Consider the following 21,045-nt stretch of genomic DNA (forward strand, 5'->3'; position numbering starts at 1 on the left):
TCGGGCCGAATTGATGATGTTGGCCGGTGGCGGCCGGGACAGTACGACGGGTACGGGCGGGGGCGGCACGGATGGTGGCGGTACCGGAACAGCGGCTTGCGGAGCCGGACGGGGCAGTGGGCGGCGGGCGGATACCCGGGGTCGAGGGGTTCGCCCCGCGGGCCGTGGCGGGCTCGCCCAAGGAGGCGGGCAGGGCGCTGCGCACGCGGGTGCCGCGCTCGGCGCACGCGCACTTCGAGGCGCCGGCCGGGCGGCCGGACGCGGTGCAGGCGGTCGAGGACTCCAACGTCGGGCGGGTCGCCGAGCTGGCGCCGATCCGGGTGGGCCGGATGGCTGCGAACCCCTTCGCGTTCCTGCGCGGAGCGGCCGGCTTGATGGCGCACGACCTGTCGGGCGGCCCGGTGACCGGGGTCGGCGCGCAGATCTGTGGTGACGCCCATGCGGCGAATTTCGGCCTGTACGGGGATGCGCGCGGTCGGCTCGTCATCGACCTGAACGACTTCGACGAGACCGTGTTCGGCCCGTGGGAGTGGGACCTGAAGCGGCTGGCGACCTCGCTGGTCCTGGCCGGACGGGTGGCCGGCGCGGACGAGGACACCTGCCGGGCCGCGGCGCACGACACGGTGGGCGCGTACCGCCGCACCATGCGGCTGCTGGCCAAGCTGCCGGCGCTGGACGCCTGGAACGCCATCGCGGACGAGGAGCTCGTCTCCCACACCGATGCCCGGGACCTCCTGGGCACGCTGGAGCGGGTCTCGGAGAAGGCCCGTAACAACACCTCGGCGCGGTTCGCCGCCAAGTCCACCGAGGCCGGCCCCGACGGCGGGCGGCGCTTCGTGGACGCCCTGCCGGTGCTGCGCCGGGTCGGCGACGCGGAGGCGGCGGCCGTGGCCGCCTCGCTGGGCCCGTACCTGAAGACCCTGCAGGGAGACCGGCTGCCGCTGCTGGCCCGCTACGCGATCCACGACGTGGCCTTCCGGGTGGTCGGCACCGGGAGCGTGGGCACCCGCTCGTACGTGGTGCTGCTGCTGGACCACCGGGGCGAGCCGCTGGTGCTCCAGGTCAAGGAGGCGCGGCCGTCCGTGCTGCTGCCGCACCTGGCCGCGCTGGGCTTCGAGTCCGCGGTCGAGGAGCACGAGGGCCGCCGGGTGGTGGCCGGGCAGAAGCGGATGCAGGTGGTCTCCGACATCCTGCTGGGCTGGACCACGGTGGAGGGGCGGCCGTACCAGGTGCGGCAGTTCCGCAACCGCAAGGGCAGCGTGGACCCGGCGGCGCTGGCCGCCGACCAGATCGACGACTACGGGCGCATGACCGGCGCCCTGCTGGCCCGCGCGCACGCGCACAGCGCCGATCCGCGGCTGCTGGCCGGGTACTGCGGCAAGAACGACGAGCTGGACGAGGCGATGGCCACCTTCGCGGTGGCGTACGCCGACCGGAGCGAGGCCGACCATGCGCACCTGGTGGCGGCGGTGCGGTCCGGGCGGATCGCGGCGGAGGCCGGGGTCTGAGCGGGTCATCGAGTCCCGTTGCGGGTCACGGTCCCGGGTCGATGTTTCACGTGAAACATCGACCCGGCCCGCCCGGCCTTAGGGTGGCCGGGTGAGCGAGCAGCAGACTGAAGACACCGGCGACGAGCGTCCCGAGGCGCGCCTGGAACGGGCCGTGCGGGCCGCCGAGCAGGCGCTGATCGAGTTCGAGATCGCCGTGGAGACCTTCCGGGTGGAGGTGGAGAACTTCTCCCGCCTGCACCACCAGAAGCTCGGCCCGATGTACTCGAGGCTGGACGAGCTGGATGCGCTGATCGCAGAGGCGAAGGCGGCCCGGAGCGGCGATGCCGAGGATCTGCGACGGGCCCGGGACGCCCGCTCGCTGGTGATGCCGATGCCGGGCGTGGACGAGCTGTTCCACGACTGGATGGGTCCAGAGGGCATCTCCGACGACGCGTCCGCGATGCTCACCGACCGCCCGGTGCGGCCCCCGGAGCGGGTCCGGCCGACGGAGGAGGTACGCCGGCTCTACCGCGAGCTGGTCCGCCAGGCGCACCCGGACCTCGCCCGGGACGACGCCGAGCGGGAGCGGCGCGATGCGTTCATCGTGCGCGTCAATGCGGCGTACGCGCGGGGCGAGGAGCAGGTGCTGCGTGAGCTGGCCGAGGAGTGGGCGGCGGGTCCCGTGCCGGAGGCCGTGCGGCTGCTGAACGAGAGCGAGGAGCTCTACGCCCGGCTGGAGTGGCTGGCGCAGCGCAAGGAGATGTTGGCGGCGGTGGCGCGCGAGCTGGAGGACAGCGCGATCGGCTCGATGCTGCGGATGGCGCCGGAGGACCCGGACCGGCTGCTGGAGGAGATCGCGGAGCAACTGCTGGCGCAGGTTTCCGAGCGGGAGTCGGAGCTCGCGGAGTTTGGATAGGTTGGGAGTCAGACCTGCGATGAGAGAAGGCGACGTATGAACTTCGGACCGCTTCCCTCGGTGGACGCCGCCGCGGTGCCCTCCGAAGGCTTTGTCCTCGACGTCCGTGAGGACGACGAATGGGCTGCCGGACACGTGGAAGGCGCCCTGCACATCCCGATGAGCGACTTCGTGGCCCGCTTCGGTGAGCTGACGGAGGCCGTCGAGGACGGCCGTCGCGTCCACGTGATGTGCCGGGTCGGCGGGCGCTCCGCACAGGTGACCCAGTACCTGGTGCGCCAGGGCATCGACGCTGTGAACATCGACGGCGGCATGCAGGCCTGGGACGGCGCCGGGCGCCCGATGGTGACCGACCACGGGAACCCGGCCTTCGTGCTTTAGAACGCCGGGCGCCGGCCGTCAGGCGAGGGCGTGGGCGGCCAGCAGGTCGCCGAGCGCCTCCTCGTGCGCGGCGGCCGGGCCCAGCTGGAGCTCCAGCTGCTTGGCCCACGCGTGGTAGCGGTGCAGCGGGTAGTCGGTGTCGGCGCCGAAGCCGCCGTGCAGGTGCTGGGCCGTCTGCACGACCCGGCGTACCCCCTCCGAGGCCCAGATCTTGGCGACGGCGACGTCCCCGGCGCTCGGCAGCGGCCCGCCGGCTCCGCCCGTCGCCGCGTCGAGCCGCCAGGCGGCCTGCCAGAGGGTGACCTCCATGGCGCGCAGGTCGATGTAGCGGTCGGCGGCCTGGACGGCGACGGCCTGGAAGGTGGCCACCGGGAAGCCGAACTGCTCGCGCTTGCTGGTGTATTGGCTGGTCATGGCGAGGACGCCCTCGCCGAGCCCGAGCGCCAGGGCGCACGTTCCGGTGGCGAGGAGCTGGCGGAGCCGCTCCCAGGCGCCCGGGGTGTCGATGAGGTGCGTCGCAGGCACCCGTACGCCGTCCAAGGCGAGTTCGGCGAGCCGTTCCCCGCTGGTGGAGACCTGCCCGGCCAGGGTGAGGCCCTCGGCGGTGCGCGGGACGAACGCGAGGACGCCCTCGCCTTCGCCCGTGTGGGCCGGTACGGCGATCCAGTCGGCGCCGTACGCCCAGGGGACGGCCGTCTGGACCCCGTCGAGGGTCCACTGCGTGCCCTCACGGCGGGCGGTGACGGCGAGTTCCGCGGGATCGTGGCCGCTGCGCCCGTGAGCGGCGGCGGTGAGGACGAGCGTGCCCCGACCGGCGCCGGGCAGCAGGGCGGCGGCCAGTTCGGGGCTGCCGTGGGCCTGGACGGCCATGGCGGTGGCGCAGTGCTCCAGCAGCGGAACCCGGGCCAGCACCTTCGCCGCCTCACGCAGCACCAGGCACAGGGCGATCGCGTCGAGGCCCGCCCCGCCGTGCTCCTCGGCGAGGACCAGGCTCAGCAGGTCGGACGCGGCGAGCTGGGCCCACAGCGGCCGGTCGAAGTCCTCGGCGACGGCCCCCGGGGTCAGCGCGGGGCTGGGCACGCCGTCCGGGGCGACGTCCGCGAAGACGGCCTTCGCCGCCTCGACGGCGGCCTGCTGCTCCTCGGTGAAGGTGAAGTCCACTGCCTGTCCTCCCGCGCGCACCGGATCCCGGTCAGGCCCGGTCCGGACCTGACGGTGCGTCAAGATAGAGCACGCAGTGGAAAATGCACAGTGAAGGAAACGGCCGGCCTCAGCGGTCGAAGTCGATCTCCACTTCCTCGGTCACCGCGTGCGACTGGCAGGCCAGCACGAACCCGGCCTCCGTCTCCTCCGCCTCCAGCGCGAAGTTCCGGTCCATCCGGACCTCGCCCGTGACCAGGAACGCCCGGCACGTGCCGCAGACCCCGCCCTTGCAGGCGTACGGGGCGTCCGCGCGGTTGCGCAGCACGGCGTCGAGCAGGGACTCCCCGTCGCGGACCGGCCAGGTCCCGGAACGTCCGTCGAGGCGGGCCGTGACCCGTACGTGGGCCGGAACCGCGGCCGGGGCCGGCGGAGCCGTGTCCTCGACGTGGAAGATCTCCTCGTGGATCCGGGTCCGGAGGACGCCGAGCGTGCCCAGCGCCCGTTCCGCGCCCACGACCAGCCCGTACGGGCCGCACAGGAACCAGCCCGTCACGTCCCCGACCGGGAGCAGCGCGGGCAGCAGGGCCTTCAGCCGCTCCTCGTCGAGGCGGCCGGACGGCAGCCCGGCCTCCTGCTCCTCCCGGGACAGGACCGTCACCAGCTGGAAGCGGTCCGGGAAGCGGTCCTTGAGGTCGGCGACCTCGTCCAGGAACATCGTCGACGCCGCCGTACGGTCGCTGCGGACCAGGCAGAACCGGGCGTCGGGCCGCGCCGCCAGCAGCGAGGCGGCGATCGACAGCACCGGGGTGATCCCGCTGCCGCCGACGATCGCCGCGTAGTGCCCGGCGGCCGGCGCGGCGGCCGGCTCCAGGACGAACCGCCCGGCCGGGACCATCACGTCCAGCACGTCGCCGGCGGCGATCTCCTTGTGCGCGAATGTGGAGAACTCGCCGCCCTCCACCAGCCGCACGCCCACCCGCAGCGATGCCGGGCCGAGACCCGCGGGGGCCGGGGCGGGCGAGCAGATCGAGTACGTACGGCGGATCTCTTCGCCCTCGGGGGTGCTGCGGCGCAGCGTGAGGTGCTGGCCGGGGGCGTGCAGGTACTCGCCGCGCAGCTCCTCGGGGACGCGCAGGGTCAGCGCCACGGAGTCGTCGGTGAGCCGGTCGACCGCCGCCACCGTCAGCGGGTGGAAGGCGCCGTGGCGCGCGGGGCGCCCGGAGCCCGACGTGGGCGACGGCGTGGACGCGGCCATCTACAGCTCCTTGAAGTGGTCGAACGGTTCACGGCAGGCGGTGCAGCGGCGCAGCGCCTTGCATGCGGTGGAGGAGAACCGGCTGAGCAGTTCGGTGTCGGTCGATCCGCAGTTCGGGCAGCGGACCGAGAGGGTGACCGGGACCGGCCCGCCGGCCGCGTGCGGCCGCGGCGGGGCGATGCCGAACTCGGCGAGCTTGCGCCGGCCCTCGGCGCTGATGTCGTCGGTCGACCAGGCCGGGGCCAGGACGGTGCGCACCTGCACGTCCGGGATGCCGTGGCCGGTCAGGACCCGCTCGATGTCGGCGGACATGGCCTCGATGGCGGGGCAGCCGGTGTAGGTCGGGGTGAGGGTGACCTCGACGTGGCCGTCCTCGTGCATCCGCACACCGCGCATCACGCCCAGCTCGGCGAGCGTGAGGACGGGCAGCTCGGGGTCGGGCACGGAGCCGGCGAGCTCGGCCAGCTCCGCCTCCAGGCGGGTCATGGCCTCGGTGGCCCCGGGCCCGCCCGTGGGGGCCGGGGCGCGGGGCGTGTCCGTCACCATGACGCCCCCGGATGGCTGCGGTGCAGGTGCTGCATCTCGGCGAGCAGCCTGCCGAAGGACTCGGTGTGCAGTCCCTGGCGGCCGGCCCCGGCGGCCCAGGCGCCGGTGCGCGGGCCTTCGGGGAGCGCGAGTCCGGCCCGCTCGAGTACGCCGCCCACGGCGGACAGCCAGCGCCCTTCCAGGGCGGCCCAGTCCACGCCGTCGATGCCGTCCACCGGCTGGAACATCTCGCCCGTGAACTTCCACAGCGCGTCCAGGGCGGCCTGCATGCGGGCGTTGCTCTCCTGCGTGCCGTCGCCGAGCCGCAGCGTCCACTGCTCGGCGTGATCGCGGTGGTACGCGGTCTCCTTGACGGCCTTGGCCGCCAGCGGGGCGAACGGGCCGTCGCCGACGGCCAGTTCCGCGTACAGCTCGTGCTGGTGGAAGGAGAAGAACAGCTGGCGCGCGATGGTGTGGGCGAAGTCCCCGTTCGGCTGCTCGACCAGCTGGAGGTTGCGGAAGGACCGCTCCTCGCGCAGGAAGGCCAGCTCGTCCTCGTCGCCGGCCATGGACAGCAGGACGCGGGCCTGGCCGAGCAGGTCGAGCGCGATGTTCGCGAGGGCGACCTCCTCCTCCAGGACGGGGGCGTGACCCGCCCACTCGCCGAGGCGGTGGGAGAGGATCAGGGCGTCGTCCCCCAGCGCGAGGGCTGCGGACCGGACGAGATCGGGCTGAACGGCATCGGTGCTGGTCACAGGTGGTGCACCCCCTCGGGGATCTCGTAGAAGGTCGGGTGCCGGTACGGCTTGTCGGCCGACGGGGCGAAGAACGGGTCCCGCTCGTCCGGCGAGGACGCGGTGATCTCGGTGGAGGGCACCACCCAGATCGAGATGCCCTCGCCGCGCCGCGTGTAGAGGTCGCGGGCATTGCGCAGGGCCATCTCCGCGTCGGGCGCGTGCAGGCTGCCCGCGTGCGTGTGCGAGAGGCCGCGGCGCGAGCGCACGAACACCTCCCACAGTGGCCAGTTCTGCGTCATACCCCTGCCTCCTCGTTCGTTGCCGTGCTCTGTACTGCGGTGTGCTCGGTCCGGGCGGTGTGCTTCCCGGCGTACGCCGCGGCCGCCTCGCGGACCCAGGCGCCTTCCTCGTGGGCCCGGCGCCGCTGGCCGATCCGCTGCTCGTTGCACGGGCCGTTGCCCTTGAGCACGTCCCAGAACTCGGCCCAGTCGATCGCACCGAAGTCGTGGTGCCCGCGTTCCTCGTTCCACTTCAGGTCCGGGTCGGGCAGGGTCAGGCCCAGCGCCTCGGCCTGCGGAACGGCGATGTCCACGAAGCGCTGGCGCAGCTCGTCGTTGGAGTGCCGCTTGATCCGCCATGCCATGGACTGCGCGGAGTGCGCCGACTCGTCGTCCGGCGGGCCGAACATCATCAGCGAGGGCCACCACCACCGGTCCACGGCGTCCTGCGCCATGGCGTGCTGCGCCTCCGTGCCCTTGGAGAGGGCCATGAGGAGCTCGAAGCCCTGGCGCTGGTGGAAGGACTCCTCCTTGCAGATCCGGACCATCGCGCGGGCGTACGGCCCGTACGAGCAGCGGCAGATCGGCACCTGGTTGGTGATCGCCGCGCCGTCCACGAGCCAGCCGATCGCGCCGACATCGGCCCAGGTCAGGGTGGGGTAGTTGAAGATCGAGGAGTACTTCTGCTTGCCGGAGTGCAGCTTGTCGAGCAGCTCGTCGCGACTGGTGCCGAGGGTCTCGGCGGCGCTGTACAGGTAGAGGCCGTGCCCGGCCTCGTCCTGGACCTTGGCCATCAGGATCGCCTTGCGGCGCAGCGAGGGCGCGCGGGTGATCCAGTTGGCCTCGGGCTGCATGCCGATGATCTCGGAGTGGGCGTGCTGGGCCATCTGGCGGACGAGCGAGGCGCGGTACGCCTCGGGCATCCAGTCGCGCGGCTCGACGCGCTCGTCGGCCGCCACGGCGGCGTCGAAGGCCGCCGCGAGCTGTGCCCCGAGGTCAGCCCCGAGGCCTGAGTCCTGCCCCGTTTCCGGGGTCACTGCCACCATCCCGGCCCCCTGCCAGAGATTGTTGACCGCCCGACCGACCGATCGTTCGGTTCGTACTCTTCAATGGTGGGTCGGCGGCCCGTAGGGTGTCAACCTCTGAGGTCAACCCTGTGGACGCCGGACGATCGGGGCGGGATGGATTCGAACGAGCGCGAGCCCGCGGAAGAGGCCGTTCCGCCGGTCGTTCCGCTGGTCGTTCCGCCGGTCGACCGCCCGGCTGTTCCGTCGGCGCGCCCGCCCGTGGATCCGCCGGTCGAACCGGCGGCCGAACCGCGTCCGCCGGGCCCGGTGGCGCCGCGGGCGCCCGGGATCGCCGGTCTGTCCGCCCCGTACCGGGTCGTCGCGGCCCTGGCGCTGGCGGCCGTGGGCCTCGCCGCCTGCGGGCACCTGGCGCTCGTCTTCCTGCACGTCGCCCCGTCCAACACGGTGAGCAAGCAGCACGCGCAGACCGTCGACGACTGGATCTACCCCGAGTTCGAGCAGAACTGGAAGCTCTTCGCCCCCAACCCGCTCCAGCAGAACATCGCGGTGGAGGTACGGGCCGAGGTCCGCCCCGACCTCGGCGGCGAGCTGGTCTCCGTCGGCTGGCGCGACCTGTCGGCCGAGGACGGCGCGGCCATCCGGCACAGCCTGCTGCCGAGCCACACCCGGCAGAACGAGCTGCGTCGGGCCTGGGACTTCTTCACCGGCTCGCACGACGAGGACAACAAGCCGATCGGCGAGCGCGGGGAGCTGTCCGAGCAGTACCTGCGCCGGATCGCACTGAGCCGGCTCGCGGACGACGGGACCGGCCTGCGGGGCGAGATCGTACGGATCCAGCTGCGCTCGGCGACGCGGGCGGTGGCGGCGCCGCCGTGGAGCGACGAGAAGACCGACACCGAGACCTACTACCGGGAGCTGCCGTGGTGGACGGTGTGAGGCGGGCGCGCGCCGCCGCCGGCCGGGCGGTCGCGCAGGTCACGGGACGGGCGCTGGGCCCTTACCAGAGCGCCGTCGTCCGCATCGGCTTCTCCGCGACCTGGCTGTTCTTCCTGCTGCGGGAGTTCCCGAACCGGCACGAGCTGTACGGGCCGGACGGGCCCTGGAGCTTCGGGCTGGCGGAGCGGCTGGTCGACTCGAACCACGCCTTCACGGTGCTGATGTGGTCGGACTCGGCGCTGTGGTTCGAGTCCGTGTACGCGGTGTCGGTGCTCTCGAGCGTGCTGCTGATGCTGGGCTGGCGGACGCGCGCGATGTCCGTGGTGTTCATGGTCGGGGTGCTGTCGCTGCAGAACCGCAGCGTGTTCATGGGCGACGGCGGGGACAACGTCATCCACCTGATGGCGATGTACCTGGTGCTGACGCGGTGCGCACAGGTGTGGTCGCTGGACGCGCGGCGCGCGCGGCTGCGCGGGTCGGCCTCGGCGGGGGTGGCCGGGCCGGTGCTGTGGGGTGTGCTCGGCGCGGTGTTCGCGTACGGGGCGGTGGCCGCGCGGTTCAGCTACGGCTGGCTGGCGGCCTTCGCGGCGTTGTGGGTGGTCTGCGCGGTGTGGTGGATGGTGGACCGGTACGAGCCGCAGGGCGAGGGGCGGGCGGTCCTCGACGTCCTGGCGAACCTGGTGCACAACGCGGGGCTGCTGGTGATCATGGCGGAGGTCTGCCTGATCTACGCGACGGCCGGCTGGTACAAGATCCAGGGGTCGCGGTGGCAGGACGGGACCGCGCTGTACTACCCGCTCGGGCTGGACTACTTCACGCCGTGGCCGGGGCTGTCGGCGGTGGTGGCGGGGAGCGGGACGCTCGTGATGCTGCTGTCGTACGGGACGGTGGCGGTGCAGGTCGCGTTTCCGTTCACGGTGTTCAACCGGCGGATCAAGAACGTGCTGCTGGGCGTGATGATGCTCGAGCATGCCGGGATCGCGGTGCTGCTGGGTCTGCCGTTCTTCTCGTTGGCGATGATCGCCGCGGATGCGGTGTTTCTGCCGACGGGGTTCTTGGTGTGGCTCGGGGTGAGGGCCTCCCGCCTGGTGGAGACGGCGGGGGCTGCGGCGGTTCCGGCGGAGGCCGAGGCGGCTGTCGCGCCGGCGGGGCCGAGTCCCAGCGTGCGCTGAGCCCCCGGCGCGTGCGGCTTCCGCTGTGCGGGGCTCCTCCCCGCCCCGCCCTTTCTCCGTTTCTCCCCGGCTACCGCCGGGAGGTGCCCCCAGGGGCACGCCCCGGACCCCTGCGAGTGCGGGCCGTTGCGGGCGCGCTGCCCCCGGGCACCCGCGCCGCTGACGCCGACGGGGCTGAACCTCCGGACCGTCCGCGTTCGAGGACCGGGTCCGGGCAGCGCCGGGGAACGGGCGAAGGGCGGGCAGGGGGCAGAACTCCCAGGCCACGGCCCGTACGCTCGGCGGTATGACTGAGCAGCATGGGAGCCCCGACCAGACCGCACGGCAGTGGCGGGAGGCCGCCGAGTGCGGGGACCTCGTACTCCTCGACGGGTTCCATGCGCTGAAGCACGCCCTGCGGTTCGGAGCCGATGTGCGGGCCGTCGTCGCCGACGATCCGGATGCCGTACGGGCGCTCGCCGGCGAGCTGGCTCCGGATGTGGCGGGCGAGGTCGGGCGGCTGGTGCGCAGGGCCGAGCTGCGCACGCTGCTGCCGCGCGTCCATCCCACCGGGGTCGCGGCGCTGGCGGTGCGGCCCGACCGGGCCGAAGGGCGGGCCCGGCTGGAGCGGCAGCCCCGGACCGCGCCCGTCGTCGTGCTCGACAACCCCCGCAACCTCGGCAACGTCGGCGCCGTGGTCCGGCTCGCCGCAGGCTTCGGCGCCACCGGCGTGGTGACCCGCGGCGACCTCGACCCCTGGCACCCGAACGTGGTCCGGGCCGGGGCCGGGCTGCACTACGCCACCACCGTCGACCGCGTCGAGATCGACACCCTGCCCGCCGGGCCGCTGTACGCGCTCGACCCGGAGGGCGAGGACATCCGTGCCCTCACCCTCCCGGACGACGCCCTGCTCGCCTTCGGCTCGGAGCGGCACGGCATCTCACCCGAGCTGCGTGACCGCGCGGACCACCTGGTCTCCCTGCCGATGCGGCCGCAGGTGTCCAGCTACAACCTGGCCACCAGCGTGGCCATGACCCTCTTCCACTGGGGCGGGCCCCGCGACGACGCCTAGGCCTGGCGGCGGATCTCCACCATGCGGAAGCGGTTCGAGACGAAGGCCCCGTCGCACAGGGCCGCGTTCGCCGCCGGGTTGCCGCCCGAGCCGTGGAAGTCCGAGAAGGCCGCGGTCTGGTTGACGTAGACCCCGCCCGTCAGGTTCAGCGACAGCTGCGCCGACTCCTCGAGGCAGACCTCCTCGATGGCCCGCTCGGTGTCCGCGGACGTCGTGTACGCGCCGACGGTCATCGCGCCCTTCTCCCGCACCGTGCGGCGCAGGAGGTCCAGGGCGTCCGCCGTGGAGTCCACGGCGACCGCGAAGGAGACCGGGCCGAAGCACTCCGAGAGGTACGGGGCCGAGTCGTCCGGCTTGGCCGCGTCCAGCTTGACCATCACCGGGGTGCGGACGACGGCGTCCGGGAACTCGGGGTTGATCACCTCGCGGGAGGCCAGTGCCACCTCGCCGAGGCCGGTCGCGGCCTCGAGGCGGGCCTTGACGTCCGGGTTGACCAGGGCGCCGAGCAGCGCGTTGGCCCGGGCGTCGTCGCCCAGCAGGCCGCCGACCGAGGCCGCGAGGTCGGCGACGACCTCGTCGTACGACTTGTGGCCGGCGTCCGTCTCGATGCCGTCCCGCGGGATCAGCAGGTTCTGCGGGGTGGTGCACATCTGGCCGCTGTAGAGCGAAAGGGAGAACGCCAGGTTGGACAGCATCCCCTTGTAGTTGCCCGTCGAGTCGACCACGACCGTGTTGACGCCGGCCTTCTCCGTGTAGACCTGTGCCTGGCGGGCGTTGGTCTCCAGCCAGTCGCCGAACTCGGTCGAGCCGGTGTAGTCGATCAGCTTGATCTCGGGGCGGACGGCCAGGGTCTTGGCGATGCCTTCGCCCGGGCGCTCGACGGCCAGCGCCACCAGGTTCGGGTCGAAGCCCGCCTCGGCGAGGACCTCGCGGGCCACCTTCACGGTCAGCGCCAGCGGGAGCACGGCGCGCGGGTGAGGCTTGACCAGCACCGCGTTGCCCGTGGCCAGGGAGGCGAACAGGCCCGGGTAGCCGTTCCACGTCGGGAACGTGTTGCAGCCGATCATCAGGGAGATGCCGCGCGGGACGGCCGTGAAGGTCTTGCCGAGCTCCAGCGGGTCCTTCTTGCCCTGCGGCTTCGACCAGTCGGCCTGGCCCGGGACGCGGGTCTGCTCCTCGTACGCGTAGGCCACCGCCTCCAGGCCGCGGTCCTGTGCGTGCGGGCCGCCCGCCTGGAACGCCATCATGAAGGCCTGGCCGCTGGTGTGCATGACCGCGTGCGCGAACTCGTGCGTGCGCGCGCCGATCCGGGCCAGGATCTCGATGCAGACCAGGGCGCGCACCTCGGGACCGGCGTCCCGCCAGGCGCCCATGCCGGCCTTCATCGCGGGCAGCAGGACGTCGGGGTCGACGTGCGGGTACTCGACGCCCAGCTCGGGGCCGAACGGGGACACTTCGGCGCCCGCCCAGCCGTCCGTGCCGGGCTGGCCCAGGTCGAAGCGGGTGCCGCGGACGGCCTCGAAGGCGGCCAGCCCGTCGGCCGGGGCGGTCTCCCCGTAGGCCTTGGGGTGCTCCGGATGCGGGGACCAGTAGGCGCGGCTGCGGATGGCCGCCAGGGCCTGGTCCAGGGTGGACCGGTGCTTGTCGGACAGCTGGGGGACGGTGAGCTCGGCGGCCATCAGGGACCAACTCCTCGTTGAGCCGGGCAAGATCAGGCTGGGTCGCAGACTGAGATCAGGCAGGGGCGGGTGAAGAAGAGCAGACTGGAGTTAGAGTAACCGAACGATCGGTCGGGACAAGAGGGCCCGGCAGGCCTGTGGATAACCCGGTGCGGGAGGATCAGGACATGACAGCAATCGAGCGGTCCCGCACTGTGGCGGTCGTCGGCGCCGGCACCATGGGGCAGGGCATCGCCCAGGTCGCCCTCCTCGCAGGTCACCGGGTGCTGATCTACGACATCAACGCCGAGCTCGCCGCCGGCGGCGTCGGCATCGTCCAGGACCGCGTCGACCGCATGGCCGCGAAGGGCCGCCTCGACCCCGCCGAGGCCGAGGACGCGATCGGCCGGATCGATGCGGCCACCGCCCTCACCGACCTCGCCGGCGCCGCGCTCGTCATCGAGGCCGTCGTCGAGGACTCCGCCGTCAAGCGCGCGCTCTTCGAAGCACTCGAAGAGGTGGTCGCGCCGGACGCGCTGCTGGCCACGAACACCTCCTCCCTCTCCGTCACCGAGCTCGCCGCCGGCCTCGCGCACCCCGGCCGCTTCCTCGGCCTGCACTTCTTCAACCCGGCCCCGCTGCTCCCTCTCGTCGAGGTGGTCAGCGGTTTCGCGACCGACCCGGCCGCCGCCGAGCGCGCGTACCGCACCGTCCTGGGCTGGGGGAAGACGCCGGTCCGCTGCGCCGACACCCCCGGCTTCATCGTCAACCGGATCGCCCGCCCCTTCTACGCCGAGGCCTTCGCGGTGTACGAGGAGCAGGGCGCCGACCCGGCGACCATCGACGCCGTGCTCCGCGAGTGCGGCGGCTTCAAGATGGGCCCGTTCCAGCTGACCGACCTCATCGGACAGGACGTCAACGAGGCCGTCACCCGCTCCGTGTGGGAGTCCTTCTTCCGGAGCCCCAAGTTCACCCCGTCCCTCGCGCAGCGCCGGCTGGTCCAGTCGGGCCGCCTGGGCCGCAAGTCCGGGCACGGCTGGTTCCCGTACGGCCCGGACGTCCAGGCTCCGGCCCCGCACACCGCCGGTCCCGAGGAGTCCCCCGAGAAGGTCACCGTGGTCGGCGACCTCGGTCCCGCCGCCGGGCTCGTCGAGCTGCTGGAAGAGGCCGGGATCGCGGTCACGTCCACCGAGCACGGGGGCCCGTACATCCAGCTGCCCGGCGAGGGCCAGCTGGTGCTCGCGGACGGCAAGACCTCGATCGAGTTCGCCGACGTCGTCTACTTCGACCTCGCCCTCGACTACCGCGGGGCCACCCGGATCGCGCTGTCCGCCGGTGCGGACACCACCGAGCGGACCCTGGCCGAGGCGGTCGGTCTGTTCCAGAAGCTCGGCAAGAAGGTCTCCGTCATCGGCGACGTGCCCGGCATGATCGTGGCGCGCACGGTCGCGATGCTGATCGACCTGACCGCCGATGCCGTCGCGCGCGGTGCGGCCACCGCCGAGGACATCGACACGGCGATGCGGCTCGGCGTGAACTACCCGCTGGGCCCGTCCGAATGGCACGGCCGGCTGGGCCGCGACTGGGCCTACGACCTGCTGCACCACCTCGACGAGCGCTGTCCCGGAGGCCGCTACGCGCCCTCGCTGGCGCTGTTCAAGCTCGGCTACGCGGAGGACGCCGAATGACCACCGCCAGGCGGGACACGTACACCCCCGAGACGCTCCTGTCGGTCGCCGTCCAGGTCTTCAACGAGCGGGGCTACGACGGCACCTCCATGGAGCACCTCTCCAAGGCGGCGGGCATCTCGAAGTCCTCGATCTACCACCACGTGGCGGGCAAGGAGGAGCTCCTGCGCCGGGCCGTCAGCCGCGCGCTCGACGGGCTCTTCGCCGTCCTGGAGGAGACGGGTGCCGTACGCGGCCGGGCGGTCGAGCGGGTGGAGTACGTCACGCGGCGCACGGTCGAGGTCCTGGTCGCCGAGCTCCCGTACGTGACGCTGCTGCTGCGGGTGCGGGGCAACACCCGGACCGAGCGCTGGGCCCTGGAGCGCCGCCGTGAGTTCGACCACCAGGTCGCGGAGCTCCTCAAGGCCGCCGCGGCCGACGGGGACCTGCGCGCGGACGTGGACATCCGGCTGGCGACCCGCCTGCTGTTCGGCATGGTGAACTCCCTGGTGGAGTGGTACCGGCCGCACCCCGGCACCACCGCGGACCAATTGGCGGACGCGGTCGTCCACATGGCGCTGGACGGACTGCGGACCGTACGCGGTCGGTGACCGGCCATGATCCGTACGGTCTGGCCGCAAATGCCGGCTGAATCGCCGCGCGGGGTCTGTACGATGAGCAGGCTTTCGAACATGTTCAAGCAGTAATAGAAAATGGGGGGGCCGGTGCGCAGTCGCCGTCTCGTAGTTTCCGCTGCCGTCGTCGTCGCGGCCAGCGTTGGTTTCATCCCGGGCACGGCCCAGGCGGCCGGTCCGGCCGCGGGTCCGTCCGCACCGGTGGCCAAGGGGGTGTCCGCTCCCGCGGCGGACCTGGCCAAGCTCGGTGCATCCGAAGTCAAGAAGTTCCACAGCCCGGCCGAGCACTCGGTCCGCAAGGCCCTGCCGGCGGCCAAGGGCACGGCTGCCGCGACCGCCCAGGGTGCGGAGACCGCCGCGGGCAACCCGGACCTGGGCCTCGTCCTCGACGCGCAGAGCACGTCCGCGCACGGCATCGAGCTGAAGGCCCAGGTCCTCAGCTCCCCGGGCGCCAATCTCCGCGTCGTGTACAGCTGGGGTGACGGGACGACCGACAGCACCCAGGCCCTCCCCGGCCAGGAGGTGTCGCTGAAGCACAGCTACGCCGAGCTCGGCGAGTACAACGTCAAGGTCACCGTGACGGACTTGGCGAACTCGGCCGAGGTCGTCAACGAGCTCCCGCTGTCGACGGTCGGCTCGGACTTCACCCCGTACGCCCCGACCCGTCTCCTGGACACCCGGACCGGCACCGGAGCCCCGAAGGGCATGGTCCAGGCGTACTCCTCGGCCAAGGTGAAGATCGCCGGCAACGGCAAGATACCGGCGGGCGTCACGGCCGTGGCCCTGAACGTCACCGTCACCAACGCCGCCAACCCCGGGCACGTCACGGCCTTCCCGGGCGGCGGCACGCGTCCGACCACCTCGAACCTCAACTTCGAGGCCGGCCAGACCGTCCCGAACCTGGTGGTCGTGCCGGTCGGCAAGGACGGCACCGTCGAGCTCTACAACGGCAGCTGGACGGCGGTCGACCTGATCGCCGACATCACCGGCTACTTCACCCGCACCGCGGCCAGCGGCTACACGCCGATGGCCCCGGTCCGCGCCGTGGACACCCGCTCCGGCCAGGGCGCGCCCCAGGGGCAGGTCGCGGGCCGCGGCACGATCGGCGTGCAGCTCGGCGGCTGGTACGTGCCCTCCAACGCCACCGCCGTGGCGCTGAACGTGACGGCCACCGGCCCGCGCGAGGACGGCCACCTGACGGCCTACCCGAGCGGCCAGCAGGCCCCGAACACCTCGAACGTGAACTTCAAGGCCGGGCAGACCGTCGCCAACTCGGTGGTCGTCCCGGTCGGTGCCGACGGGAAGGTCAACGTCTTCAACGGCGCCTGGGCGGGGACCGACGTCATCGTCGACGTCGTCGGCTACTACAGCCCCGACAGCTCGGGCGCCTTCATGCCGGTCACCCCGGGCCGCATGCTCGACACCCGTGCTTGGGGCCAGGGGCCGATGTACCCCCGCGGCTACATCTGGATGCCCATCTCCCACGGCGAGCAGGGCATCGCGGGCTACGTCCTGAACACCACGGTGACCAACACCAAGGACGCGGGCTTCCTCTCGGTCGCCCCGGACACGAACACGCCGGACCAGTACGAGAGCGGCACCGAGTCGCAGCTGACCCGTCCCACCGCGTCCACCCTGAACTGGACGGCCGGCAAGACCGTCCCGAACCTGGTCCAGGCGAGCTCCGGCGGCGTCAACGGGGTCGTCGACTTCTGGAACCAGAGCTGGAACACCACCGACCTGATCGTCGACATCTTCGGCTACTACGAGACCAAGTGATCAACCCGTAGGCGCCTCGCACAGCGCCCCGGGAACCGCCCTCCAGGCCGTTCCCGGGGCGCTGTCGCGTTCCGCAGCCCCTGTTGTCTCGGGGATCGCCTACTCCTCGGAGATCGCCGGTCCGCCGTTCGGGCCGGTGTCGAGGAGGTCGGTCTCCTCGAAGACCAGCAGCGTGCGCGTCGAGAGGACCTCCGGGATGGACTGGAGGCGGGTCAGCACCAGCTCGCGCAGGGTGCGGTTGTCCGGCGTGTGGACCAGGAGCAGGACGTCGAAATCGCCGCTGACCAGCGCGATGTGGGCGGCGCCCGGGAGCTCGCGCAGCTTCTCGCGGACCGTGCGCCAGGAGTTCTGGACGATCTTCAGGGTGATGTACGCGGAAGCGCCCTGGCCTGCCCTTTCGTGGTTGACGCGGGCCGTGAACCCGCGGATCACCCCGTCGTCGATCAGCCGGTTGATCCGGGCGTAGGCGTTCGCGCGCGACACGTGGACCTGCTCGGCCACCGAGCGTATCGACGCGCGGCCGTCCGCCTGGAGCAGGCGCATGATCGAACGGTCGATGGGATCCAGGGCGCGGGGCGGGGCCTGTGGGGCGGAAGGTGCACCGCCCGGTGGGACCGGTGCGGAACCCGCTGCGGCCATTTGTTCATCCGGCATTGCCCACTGCCTCCCTCTCCTGGACGTCCTGCACCCATCCCAGGGCCCCGGCGTCACTTTGTCCACAGCCTGGAGCCGCCTGTAGCCAAATTGCGCCATCGACCGAACAATCGGTTGGTGAGGCGCCTCACATGCCCCCGGCCACCGCCGGGGGTGCCCCCGGGGGTGCCCAGACGACTTCCCACGAGGAGGTGTACGCCGCCATGACGGTCCAAGAGCTGCCCGGTGCCGGTGCGTCCTACCGATCCACCCCGCCGCCCGCCTGGAGGCCCCGTACGGATGCCGCTCCGCTGCTCCCGGACCCCGAGCCGTACCGGGTACTGGGCACGCCGGCCGCCGAGAAGCTCGACCCCGAGCTGATGCGGCGCTGCTACGCCGAGCTGGTGCGCGGCCGCCGCTACAACGCCCAGGCCACCGCCCTCACCCGGCAGGGCCGGCTCGCGGTGTACCCCTCCACGGTCGGCCAGGAGGCCTGCGAGATCGCGGCCGCGCTGGTCCTCGAGGAGCAGGACTGGCTCTTCCCGAGCTACCGCGACACCCTCGCGGCCGTGGCGCGCGGACTCGACCCCGTCCAGGCGCTGACGCTGCTGCGCGGCGACTGGCACACGGGCTACGACCCGCGCGAGCACCGGATCGCCCCGCTGAGCACCCCGCTCGCCACCCAGCTGCCGCACGCGGTCGGCCTGGCGCACGCGGCCCGGCTGCGCGGCGACGACGTGGTCGCCCTCGCCCTGGTGGGCGACGGCGGCACCAGCGAGGGCGATTTCCACGAGGCGCTGAACTTCGCGGCCGTCTGGCAGGCCCCGGTGGTCTTCCTCGTCCAGAACAACGGCTTCGCCATCTCCGTCCCGCTCGCCAAGCAGACCGCCGCCCCCACCCTGGCCCACAAGGCCGTCGGGTACGGGATGCCGGGCCGCCTCGTCGACGGCAACGACATCGCCGCCGTGCACGAGGTGCTGTCCGAGGCGGTCCGGCGGGCCCGGGCCGGCGGCGGACCGACACTGATCGAGGCGGTCACGTACCGCATCGAGGCCCACACGAACGCCGACGACGCGACCCGCTACCGCGGTGACGCCGAGGTCGAGGCCTGGAAGGCGCACGACCCGGTGGAGCTGCTGGAGCGCGAGCTGACCGCGCGCGGGCTGCTGGACGCGGCGGGCATCCAGGAGGCCAAGGACGCCGCCGAGGCGATGGCCGCGACGCTGCGCGAGCGGATGAACGCCGAGCCCGTGCTCGACCCGATGGACCTGTTCGAAAACGTCTACGCGGAGCAGACCGGCCGGCTCCGCGAGCAGGCGGAGATGCTGCGCGCCGAGCTCGACGCGGAGGAGCAGTCGTGACCACGGTGGCCGTGAAGCCGGCGACGATGGCGCAGGCCCTGGGGCGGGCCATGCGCGACGCGATGGCGGAGGACCCGACGGTCCACGTCATGGGCGAGGACGTCGGGACGCTGGGCGGGGTCTTCCGGATCACGGACGGCCTCGCGAAGGAGTTCGGCGAGGACCGCTGTACGGACACCCCGCTCGCCGAGGCCGGGATCCTGGGCGCTGCGGTGGGCATGGCCATGTACGGGCTGCGGCCGGTCGTGGAGATGCAGTTCGACGCGTTCGCCTACCCGGCGTTCGAGCAGCTCATCTCGCACGTGGCGAAGATGCGCAACCGCACGCGCGGCGCGATGCCGCTGCCGATCACCATCCGGGTGCCGTACGGCGGCGGGATCGGCGGGGTGGAGCACCACAGCGACTCCTCCGAGGCGTACTACGTGGCCACCCCCGGCCTGCACGTGGTGACCCCGGCGACCGTGGAGGACGCGTACGGGCTGCTGCGCGCGTCGATCGCGAGCGACGACCCGGTGGTCTTCCTGGAGCCGAAGCGGCTGTACTGGTCGAAGGCCCAGTGGAACCCCGAGACGCCGGCGGCCGTGCCGGGGATCGGGAAGGCACTCGTCCGGCGTACGGGCACGAGCGCCACGCTGATCACGTACGGGCCCTCGCTGCCGGTGTGCCTGGAGGCGGCCGAGGCGGCGCGCGAGGAGGGCTGGGACCTGGAGGTCGTGGACCTGCGCTCGCTCGTCCCGTTCGACGAGGACACGGTCGTGGCGTCCGTGCGCCGCACCGGGCGCGCGGTGGTGGTCCACGAGGCCAACGGCTTCGGAGGACCGGGCGCGGAGCTCGTCGCCCGCATCCAGGAGAAGTGCTTCCACCACCTGGAGGCGCCGGTGCTGCGCGTGACGGGCTTCGACATCCCGTACCCGCCGCCGATGCTCGAGAAGCACCATCTGCCCGGTGTGGACCGGATCCTGGACACCGTGGCCCGCCTGCAGTGGGAGAACTGATGCCGCAGGTAATGGAGTTCAAGCTCCCCGATCTCGGGGAGGGACTGACCGAGGCCGAGATCGTCCGCTGGCTGGTGGCGGTGGGCGACGTCGTCGCCGTCGACCAGCCGGTGGTCGAGGTCGAGACGGCCAAGGCGATGGTGGAGGTGCCGTGCCCGTACGGCGGTGTGGTCACCGCCAGGTTCGGGGAGGAGGGCACGGAACTCCCCGTCGGAGCACCGCTGATCACGGTGGCGGTGGGTGCGGGCGCGGACGGGGCGGTGGAGCCCGAGGACTCCGGCTCGGGCAACGTCCTGGTCGGCTACGGGACGGACCACTCGCGTACGGCGCGTCGGAGGCGGGTGCGACCTGGCTCCGCAGCGCCGGCTGTCGCCGCTGCTTCCGCACCCGCTCCCCTCGCGCCCGCTGCCGCTCAGGCTCCTGCTCAGGCTCCTGCTCCCCTTTCGGCCGGGCCCGTCGCCGTGATCTCGCCGCTGGTGCGCAAGCTGGCGCGGGACCACGGGATCGACCTGCGCGCGCTGCACGGATCCGGACCCGAGGGCCTGATCCTGCGTGCGGACGTCGAGGCGGCGCTCCGCGCGCCGGAGCCGGTGGCCGTTCCCGTTTCCGCCCCCGTGGCGGCCGCGGTGAGCGGTGAGCGGATTGCGCTGAAGGGCCTGCGGGGCGCGGTGGCCGAGAAGCTGTCGCGCAGCCGCCGGGAGATCCCGGACGCCACGTGCTGGGTCGACGCCGATGCGACCGAGCTGATGGCGGCGCGGGCCGCGATGAACGCCGTGGGCGGGCCGAAGATCTCGGTGCTCGCGCTGCTGGCCCGGATCTGCACGGCCGCGCTGGCGAAGTACCCGGAACTCAACTCGACCGTGGACCTCGCGGCGAACGAGATCGTGCGGCTGCCGTCCGTGCACCTGGGCTTCGCGGCGCAGACGGAGCGCGGGCTGGTGGTCCCGGTGGTCCGGGACGCTCAGGCGCGCGGCGCCGAGTCGCTGTCGGCGGAGTTCGCCCGCCTCACCGAGGTCGCCCGGGCCGGGAAGCTGGCGCCGGCGGATCTGACGGGCGGGACGTTCACCCTGAACAACTACGGGGTGTTCGGTGTGGACGGTTCCACGCCGATCATCAACCACCCGGAGGCGGCGATGCTCGGCGTCGGCCGGATCGTGGCGAAGCCGTGGGTCCATCAGGGCGAGCTGGCGGTCCGCCAGGTCGTCCAGCTGTCGCTGACGTTCGACCACCGGGTGTGCGATGGCGGCACGGCGGGCGGGTTCCTGCGGTACGTCGCGGACTGCGTGGAGTCGCCTGCGGTGCTGCTGCGTTCGCTGTAGCGGGGCCCTGCGGGGCGAGTCCCCTCCCCGCCCTTCTCCCGTTCCCGGGGCGGAGCCCGCTGAACGGGAGAAGGGCGGGGAGGGGC

General features: G+C 72.7%; 20 protein-coding genes. 12 read left to right on the forward strand and 8 right to left on the reverse strand.

Annotated elements, in window-relative coordinates; translation table 11 throughout:
- Window positions 1-71: 71 nt before the first annotated feature.
- The 3 genes from IF09_RS0106185 to IF09_RS0106195 all read left to right on the forward strand — a co-directional run bounded on the left by IF09_RS0106185 (window position 72) and on the right by IF09_RS0106195 (window position 2,787).
- Window positions 72-1,508: a DUF2252 domain-containing protein gene (locus IF09_RS0106185; protein WP_051832132.1), complete on the forward strand. Its 1,437-nt coding sequence runs from the start codon at window positions 72-74 to the stop codon at window positions 1,506-1,508.
- Window positions 1,509-1,599: 91 nt separating this feature from the next.
- Window positions 1,600-2,406, forward strand: a complete 807-nt coding sequence (locus tag IF09_RS0106190) for a J domain-containing protein (protein ID WP_037634093.1) — start codon at window positions 1,600-1,602, stop codon at window positions 2,404-2,406.
- A 36-nt stretch (window positions 2,407-2,442) separates the two neighbouring features.
- Complete coding sequence (locus tag IF09_RS0106195; protein WP_030292714.1) at window positions 2,443-2,787, forward strand: rhodanese-like domain-containing protein; 345 nt, start codon at window positions 2,443-2,445, stop codon at window positions 2,785-2,787.
- 18 nt (window positions 2,788-2,805) lie between these two features.
- Here IF09_RS0106195 and IF09_RS0106200 read toward each other — a convergent pair whose 3' ends face one another.
- From IF09_RS0106200 to paaA, 6 genes are all read right to left on the reverse strand, one after another.
- Entirely contained in the window at window positions 2,806-3,948 is a 1,143-nt protein-coding gene (locus IF09_RS0106200; RefSeq protein WP_030292721.1) for an acyl-CoA dehydrogenase family protein, read from the reverse strand.
- Window positions 3,949-4,057: 109 nt separating this feature from the next.
- The gene (locus IF09_RS0106205) at window positions 4,058-5,185 is read right to left on the reverse strand and encodes a 2Fe-2S iron-sulfur cluster-binding protein (protein ID WP_051832133.1); all 1,128 of its coding nucleotides are present in this window, start codon (window positions 5,183-5,185) and stop codon (window positions 4,058-4,060) included.
- Window positions 5,186-5,731 carry a 1,2-phenylacetyl-CoA epoxidase subunit PaaD gene (paaD, locus tag IF09_RS0106210; RefSeq protein WP_418953022.1) on the reverse strand — a complete coding sequence of 182 codons (546 nt, stop codon included), beginning with the start codon at window positions 5,729-5,731 and terminating at the stop codon, window positions 5,186-5,188.
- Window positions 5,725-6,465, reverse strand: a complete 741-nt coding sequence (gene paaC / locus IF09_RS0106215; protein WP_030292726.1) for a 1,2-phenylacetyl-CoA epoxidase subunit PaaC — start codon at window positions 6,463-6,465, stop codon at window positions 5,725-5,727. Before paaC ends, paaD begins: the two co-directional genes overlap by 7 nt.
- Window positions 6,462-6,746 carry a 1,2-phenylacetyl-CoA epoxidase subunit PaaB gene (paaB, locus tag IF09_RS0106220; protein WP_030292728.1) on the reverse strand — a complete coding sequence of 95 codons (285 nt, stop codon included), beginning with the start codon at window positions 6,744-6,746 and terminating at the stop codon, window positions 6,462-6,464. The genes paaC and paaB overlap by 4 nt, the downstream gene beginning before the upstream one ends.
- Complete coding sequence (gene paaA / locus IF09_RS0106225) at window positions 6,743-7,771, reverse strand: 1,2-phenylacetyl-CoA epoxidase subunit PaaA (RefSeq protein WP_051832134.1); 1,029 nt, start codon at window positions 7,769-7,771, stop codon at window positions 6,743-6,745. Before paaA ends, paaB begins: the two co-directional genes overlap by 4 nt.
- Window positions 7,772-7,906: 135 nt before the next feature.
- Between paaA and IF09_RS45465 the strand changes: the two genes are divergently transcribed.
- The 3 genes from IF09_RS45465 (at window position 7,907) to IF09_RS0106240 (ending at window position 10,912) form a co-directional block, all read left to right on the forward strand.
- A complete protein-coding gene (locus IF09_RS45465) occupies window positions 7,907-8,689 on the forward strand; it encodes a DUF5819 family protein (protein WP_158709912.1) in 783 nt (260 codons plus the stop codon).
- Window positions 8,626-9,861, forward strand: coding sequence for an HTTM domain-containing protein (locus IF09_RS0106235; protein WP_418953023.1), 1,236 nt, complete (start codon window positions 8,626-8,628; stop codon window positions 9,859-9,861). Before IF09_RS45465 ends, IF09_RS0106235 begins: the two co-directional genes overlap by 64 nt.
- A 286-nt stretch (window positions 9,862-10,147) precedes the next feature.
- On the forward strand, window positions 10,148-10,912 hold the full coding sequence (locus tag IF09_RS0106240; RefSeq protein ID WP_030292737.1) for a TrmH family RNA methyltransferase: 765 nt from the start codon (window positions 10,148-10,150) through the stop codon (window positions 10,910-10,912).
- Here IF09_RS0106240 and paaN read toward each other — a convergent pair.
- Window positions 10,909-12,591 carry a phenylacetic acid degradation protein PaaN gene (gene paaN, locus IF09_RS0106245; protein ID WP_030292738.1) on the reverse strand — a complete coding sequence of 561 codons (1,683 nt, stop codon included), beginning with the start codon at window positions 12,589-12,591 and terminating at the stop codon, window positions 10,909-10,911. The genes IF09_RS0106240 and paaN overlap by 4 nt on opposite strands.
- A gap of 167 nt (window positions 12,592-12,758) precedes the next feature.
- On the opposite strand from paaN, the gene IF09_RS0106250 reads away from it, so the two are divergent.
- From IF09_RS0106250 to IF09_RS45470, 3 genes are all read left to right on the forward strand, one after another.
- Window positions 12,759-14,258 carry a 3-hydroxyacyl-CoA dehydrogenase gene (locus IF09_RS0106250; RefSeq protein WP_030292739.1) on the forward strand — a complete coding sequence of 500 codons (1,500 nt, stop codon included), beginning with the start codon at window positions 12,759-12,761 and terminating at the stop codon, window positions 14,256-14,258.
- Entirely contained in the window at window positions 14,255-14,848 is a 594-nt protein-coding gene (locus IF09_RS0106255; protein ID WP_030292742.1) for a TetR/AcrR family transcriptional regulator, read from the forward strand. The genes IF09_RS0106250 and IF09_RS0106255 overlap by 4 nt, the downstream gene beginning before the upstream one ends.
- Before the next feature lie 114 nt (window positions 14,849-14,962).
- On the forward strand, window positions 14,963-16,651 hold the full coding sequence (locus tag IF09_RS45470) for a PKD domain-containing protein (protein ID WP_158709913.1): 1,689 nt from the start codon (window positions 14,963-14,965) through the stop codon (window positions 16,649-16,651).
- Window positions 16,652-16,750: 99 nt separating this feature from the next.
- Here the strand turns inward: IF09_RS45470 and IF09_RS0106265 are convergent, their stop codons facing one another.
- Complete coding sequence (locus tag IF09_RS0106265) at window positions 16,751-17,305, reverse strand: Lrp/AsnC family transcriptional regulator (protein WP_078613080.1); 555 nt, start codon at window positions 17,303-17,305, stop codon at window positions 16,751-16,753.
- Window positions 17,306-17,508: 203 nt separating this feature from the next.
- Between IF09_RS0106265 and pdhA the strand changes: the two genes are divergently transcribed.
- Genes pdhA through IF09_RS0106280 form a run of 3 tightly spaced genes read left to right on the forward strand, consistent with a single transcriptional unit; the run spans window position 17,509 to window position 20,959 of the window.
- Window positions 17,509-18,645 (forward strand): pyruvate dehydrogenase (acetyl-transferring) E1 component subunit alpha, encoded by a 1,137-nt coding sequence (gene pdhA, locus IF09_RS0106270; RefSeq protein ID WP_030292746.1) that lies wholly within the window; start codon window positions 17,509-17,511, stop codon window positions 18,643-18,645.
- Window positions 18,642-19,640 (forward strand): alpha-ketoacid dehydrogenase subunit beta, encoded by a 999-nt coding sequence (locus IF09_RS0106275; RefSeq protein ID WP_030292747.1) that lies wholly within the window; start codon window positions 18,642-18,644, stop codon window positions 19,638-19,640. Before pdhA ends, IF09_RS0106275 begins: the two co-directional genes overlap by 4 nt.
- Entirely contained in the window at window positions 19,640-20,959 is a 1,320-nt protein-coding gene (locus IF09_RS0106280; RefSeq protein ID WP_030292748.1) for a dihydrolipoamide acetyltransferase family protein, read from the forward strand. Before IF09_RS0106275 ends, IF09_RS0106280 begins: the two co-directional genes overlap by 1 nt.
- Window positions 20,960-21,045: the final 86 nt, after the last annotated feature.

The sequence above is a fragment of the Streptomyces katrae genome (assembly GCF_000717655.1).
In the GTDB taxonomy this organism is placed as follows: Bacteria; Actinomycetota; Actinomycetes; order Streptomycetales; family Streptomycetaceae; genus Streptomyces; species Streptomyces katrae_B.

What these genes read in the sequence shown, in the direction of transcription:
- IF09_RS0106255 (WP_030292742.1), top strand. Translation starts at nt 14,255, where the DNA reads ATGACCACCGCCAGGCGGGACACGTACACCCCCGAGACGCTCCTGTCG.
- IF09_RS0106250 (WP_030292739.1), top strand. Translation starts at nt 12,759, where the DNA reads ATGACAGCAATCGAGCGGTCCCGCACTGTGGCGGTCGTCGGCGCCGGC.
- IF09_RS0106240 (WP_030292737.1), top strand. Translation starts at nt 10,148, where the DNA reads ATGACTGAGCAGCATGGGAGCCCCGACCAGACCGCACGGCAGTGGCGG.
- paaA (WP_051832134.1), bottom strand. Translation starts at nt 7,771, where the DNA reads ATGGTGGCAGTGACCCCGGAAACGGGGCAGGACTCAGGCCTCGGGGCT.
- paaB (WP_030292728.1), bottom strand. Translation starts at nt 6,746, where the DNA reads ATGACGCAGAACTGGCCACTGTGGGAGGTGTTCGTGCGCTCGCGCCGC.
- paaD (WP_418953022.1), bottom strand. Translation starts at nt 5,731, where the DNA reads ATGGTGACGGACACGCCCCGCGCCCCGGCCCCCACGGGCGGGCCCGGG.
- paaN (WP_030292738.1), bottom strand. Translation starts at nt 12,591, where the DNA reads ATGGCCGCCGAGCTCACCGTCCCCCAGCTGTCCGACAAGCACCGGTCC.
- IF09_RS45465 (WP_158709912.1), top strand. Translation starts at nt 7,907, where the DNA reads ATGGATTCGAACGAGCGCGAGCCCGCGGAAGAGGCCGTTCCGCCGGTC.
- IF09_RS0106185 (WP_051832132.1), top strand. Translation starts at nt 72, where the DNA reads ATGGTGGCGGTACCGGAACAGCGGCTTGCGGAGCCGGACGGGGCAGTG.
- IF09_RS0106265 (WP_078613080.1), bottom strand. Translation starts at nt 17,305, where the DNA reads ATGCCGGATGAACAAATGGCCGCAGCGGGTTCCGCACCGGTCCCACCG.
- pdhA (WP_030292746.1), top strand. Translation starts at nt 17,509, where the DNA reads ATGACGGTCCAAGAGCTGCCCGGTGCCGGTGCGTCCTACCGATCCACC.
- IF09_RS0106195 (WP_030292714.1), top strand. Translation starts at nt 2,443, where the DNA reads ATGAACTTCGGACCGCTTCCCTCGGTGGACGCCGCCGCGGTGCCCTCC.
- IF09_RS0106205 (WP_051832133.1), bottom strand. Translation starts at nt 5,185, where the DNA reads ATGGCCGCGTCCACGCCGTCGCCCACGTCGGGCTCCGGGCGCCCCGCG.
- IF09_RS0106280 (WP_030292748.1), top strand. Translation starts at nt 19,640, where the DNA reads ATGCCGCAGGTAATGGAGTTCAAGCTCCCCGATCTCGGGGAGGGACTG.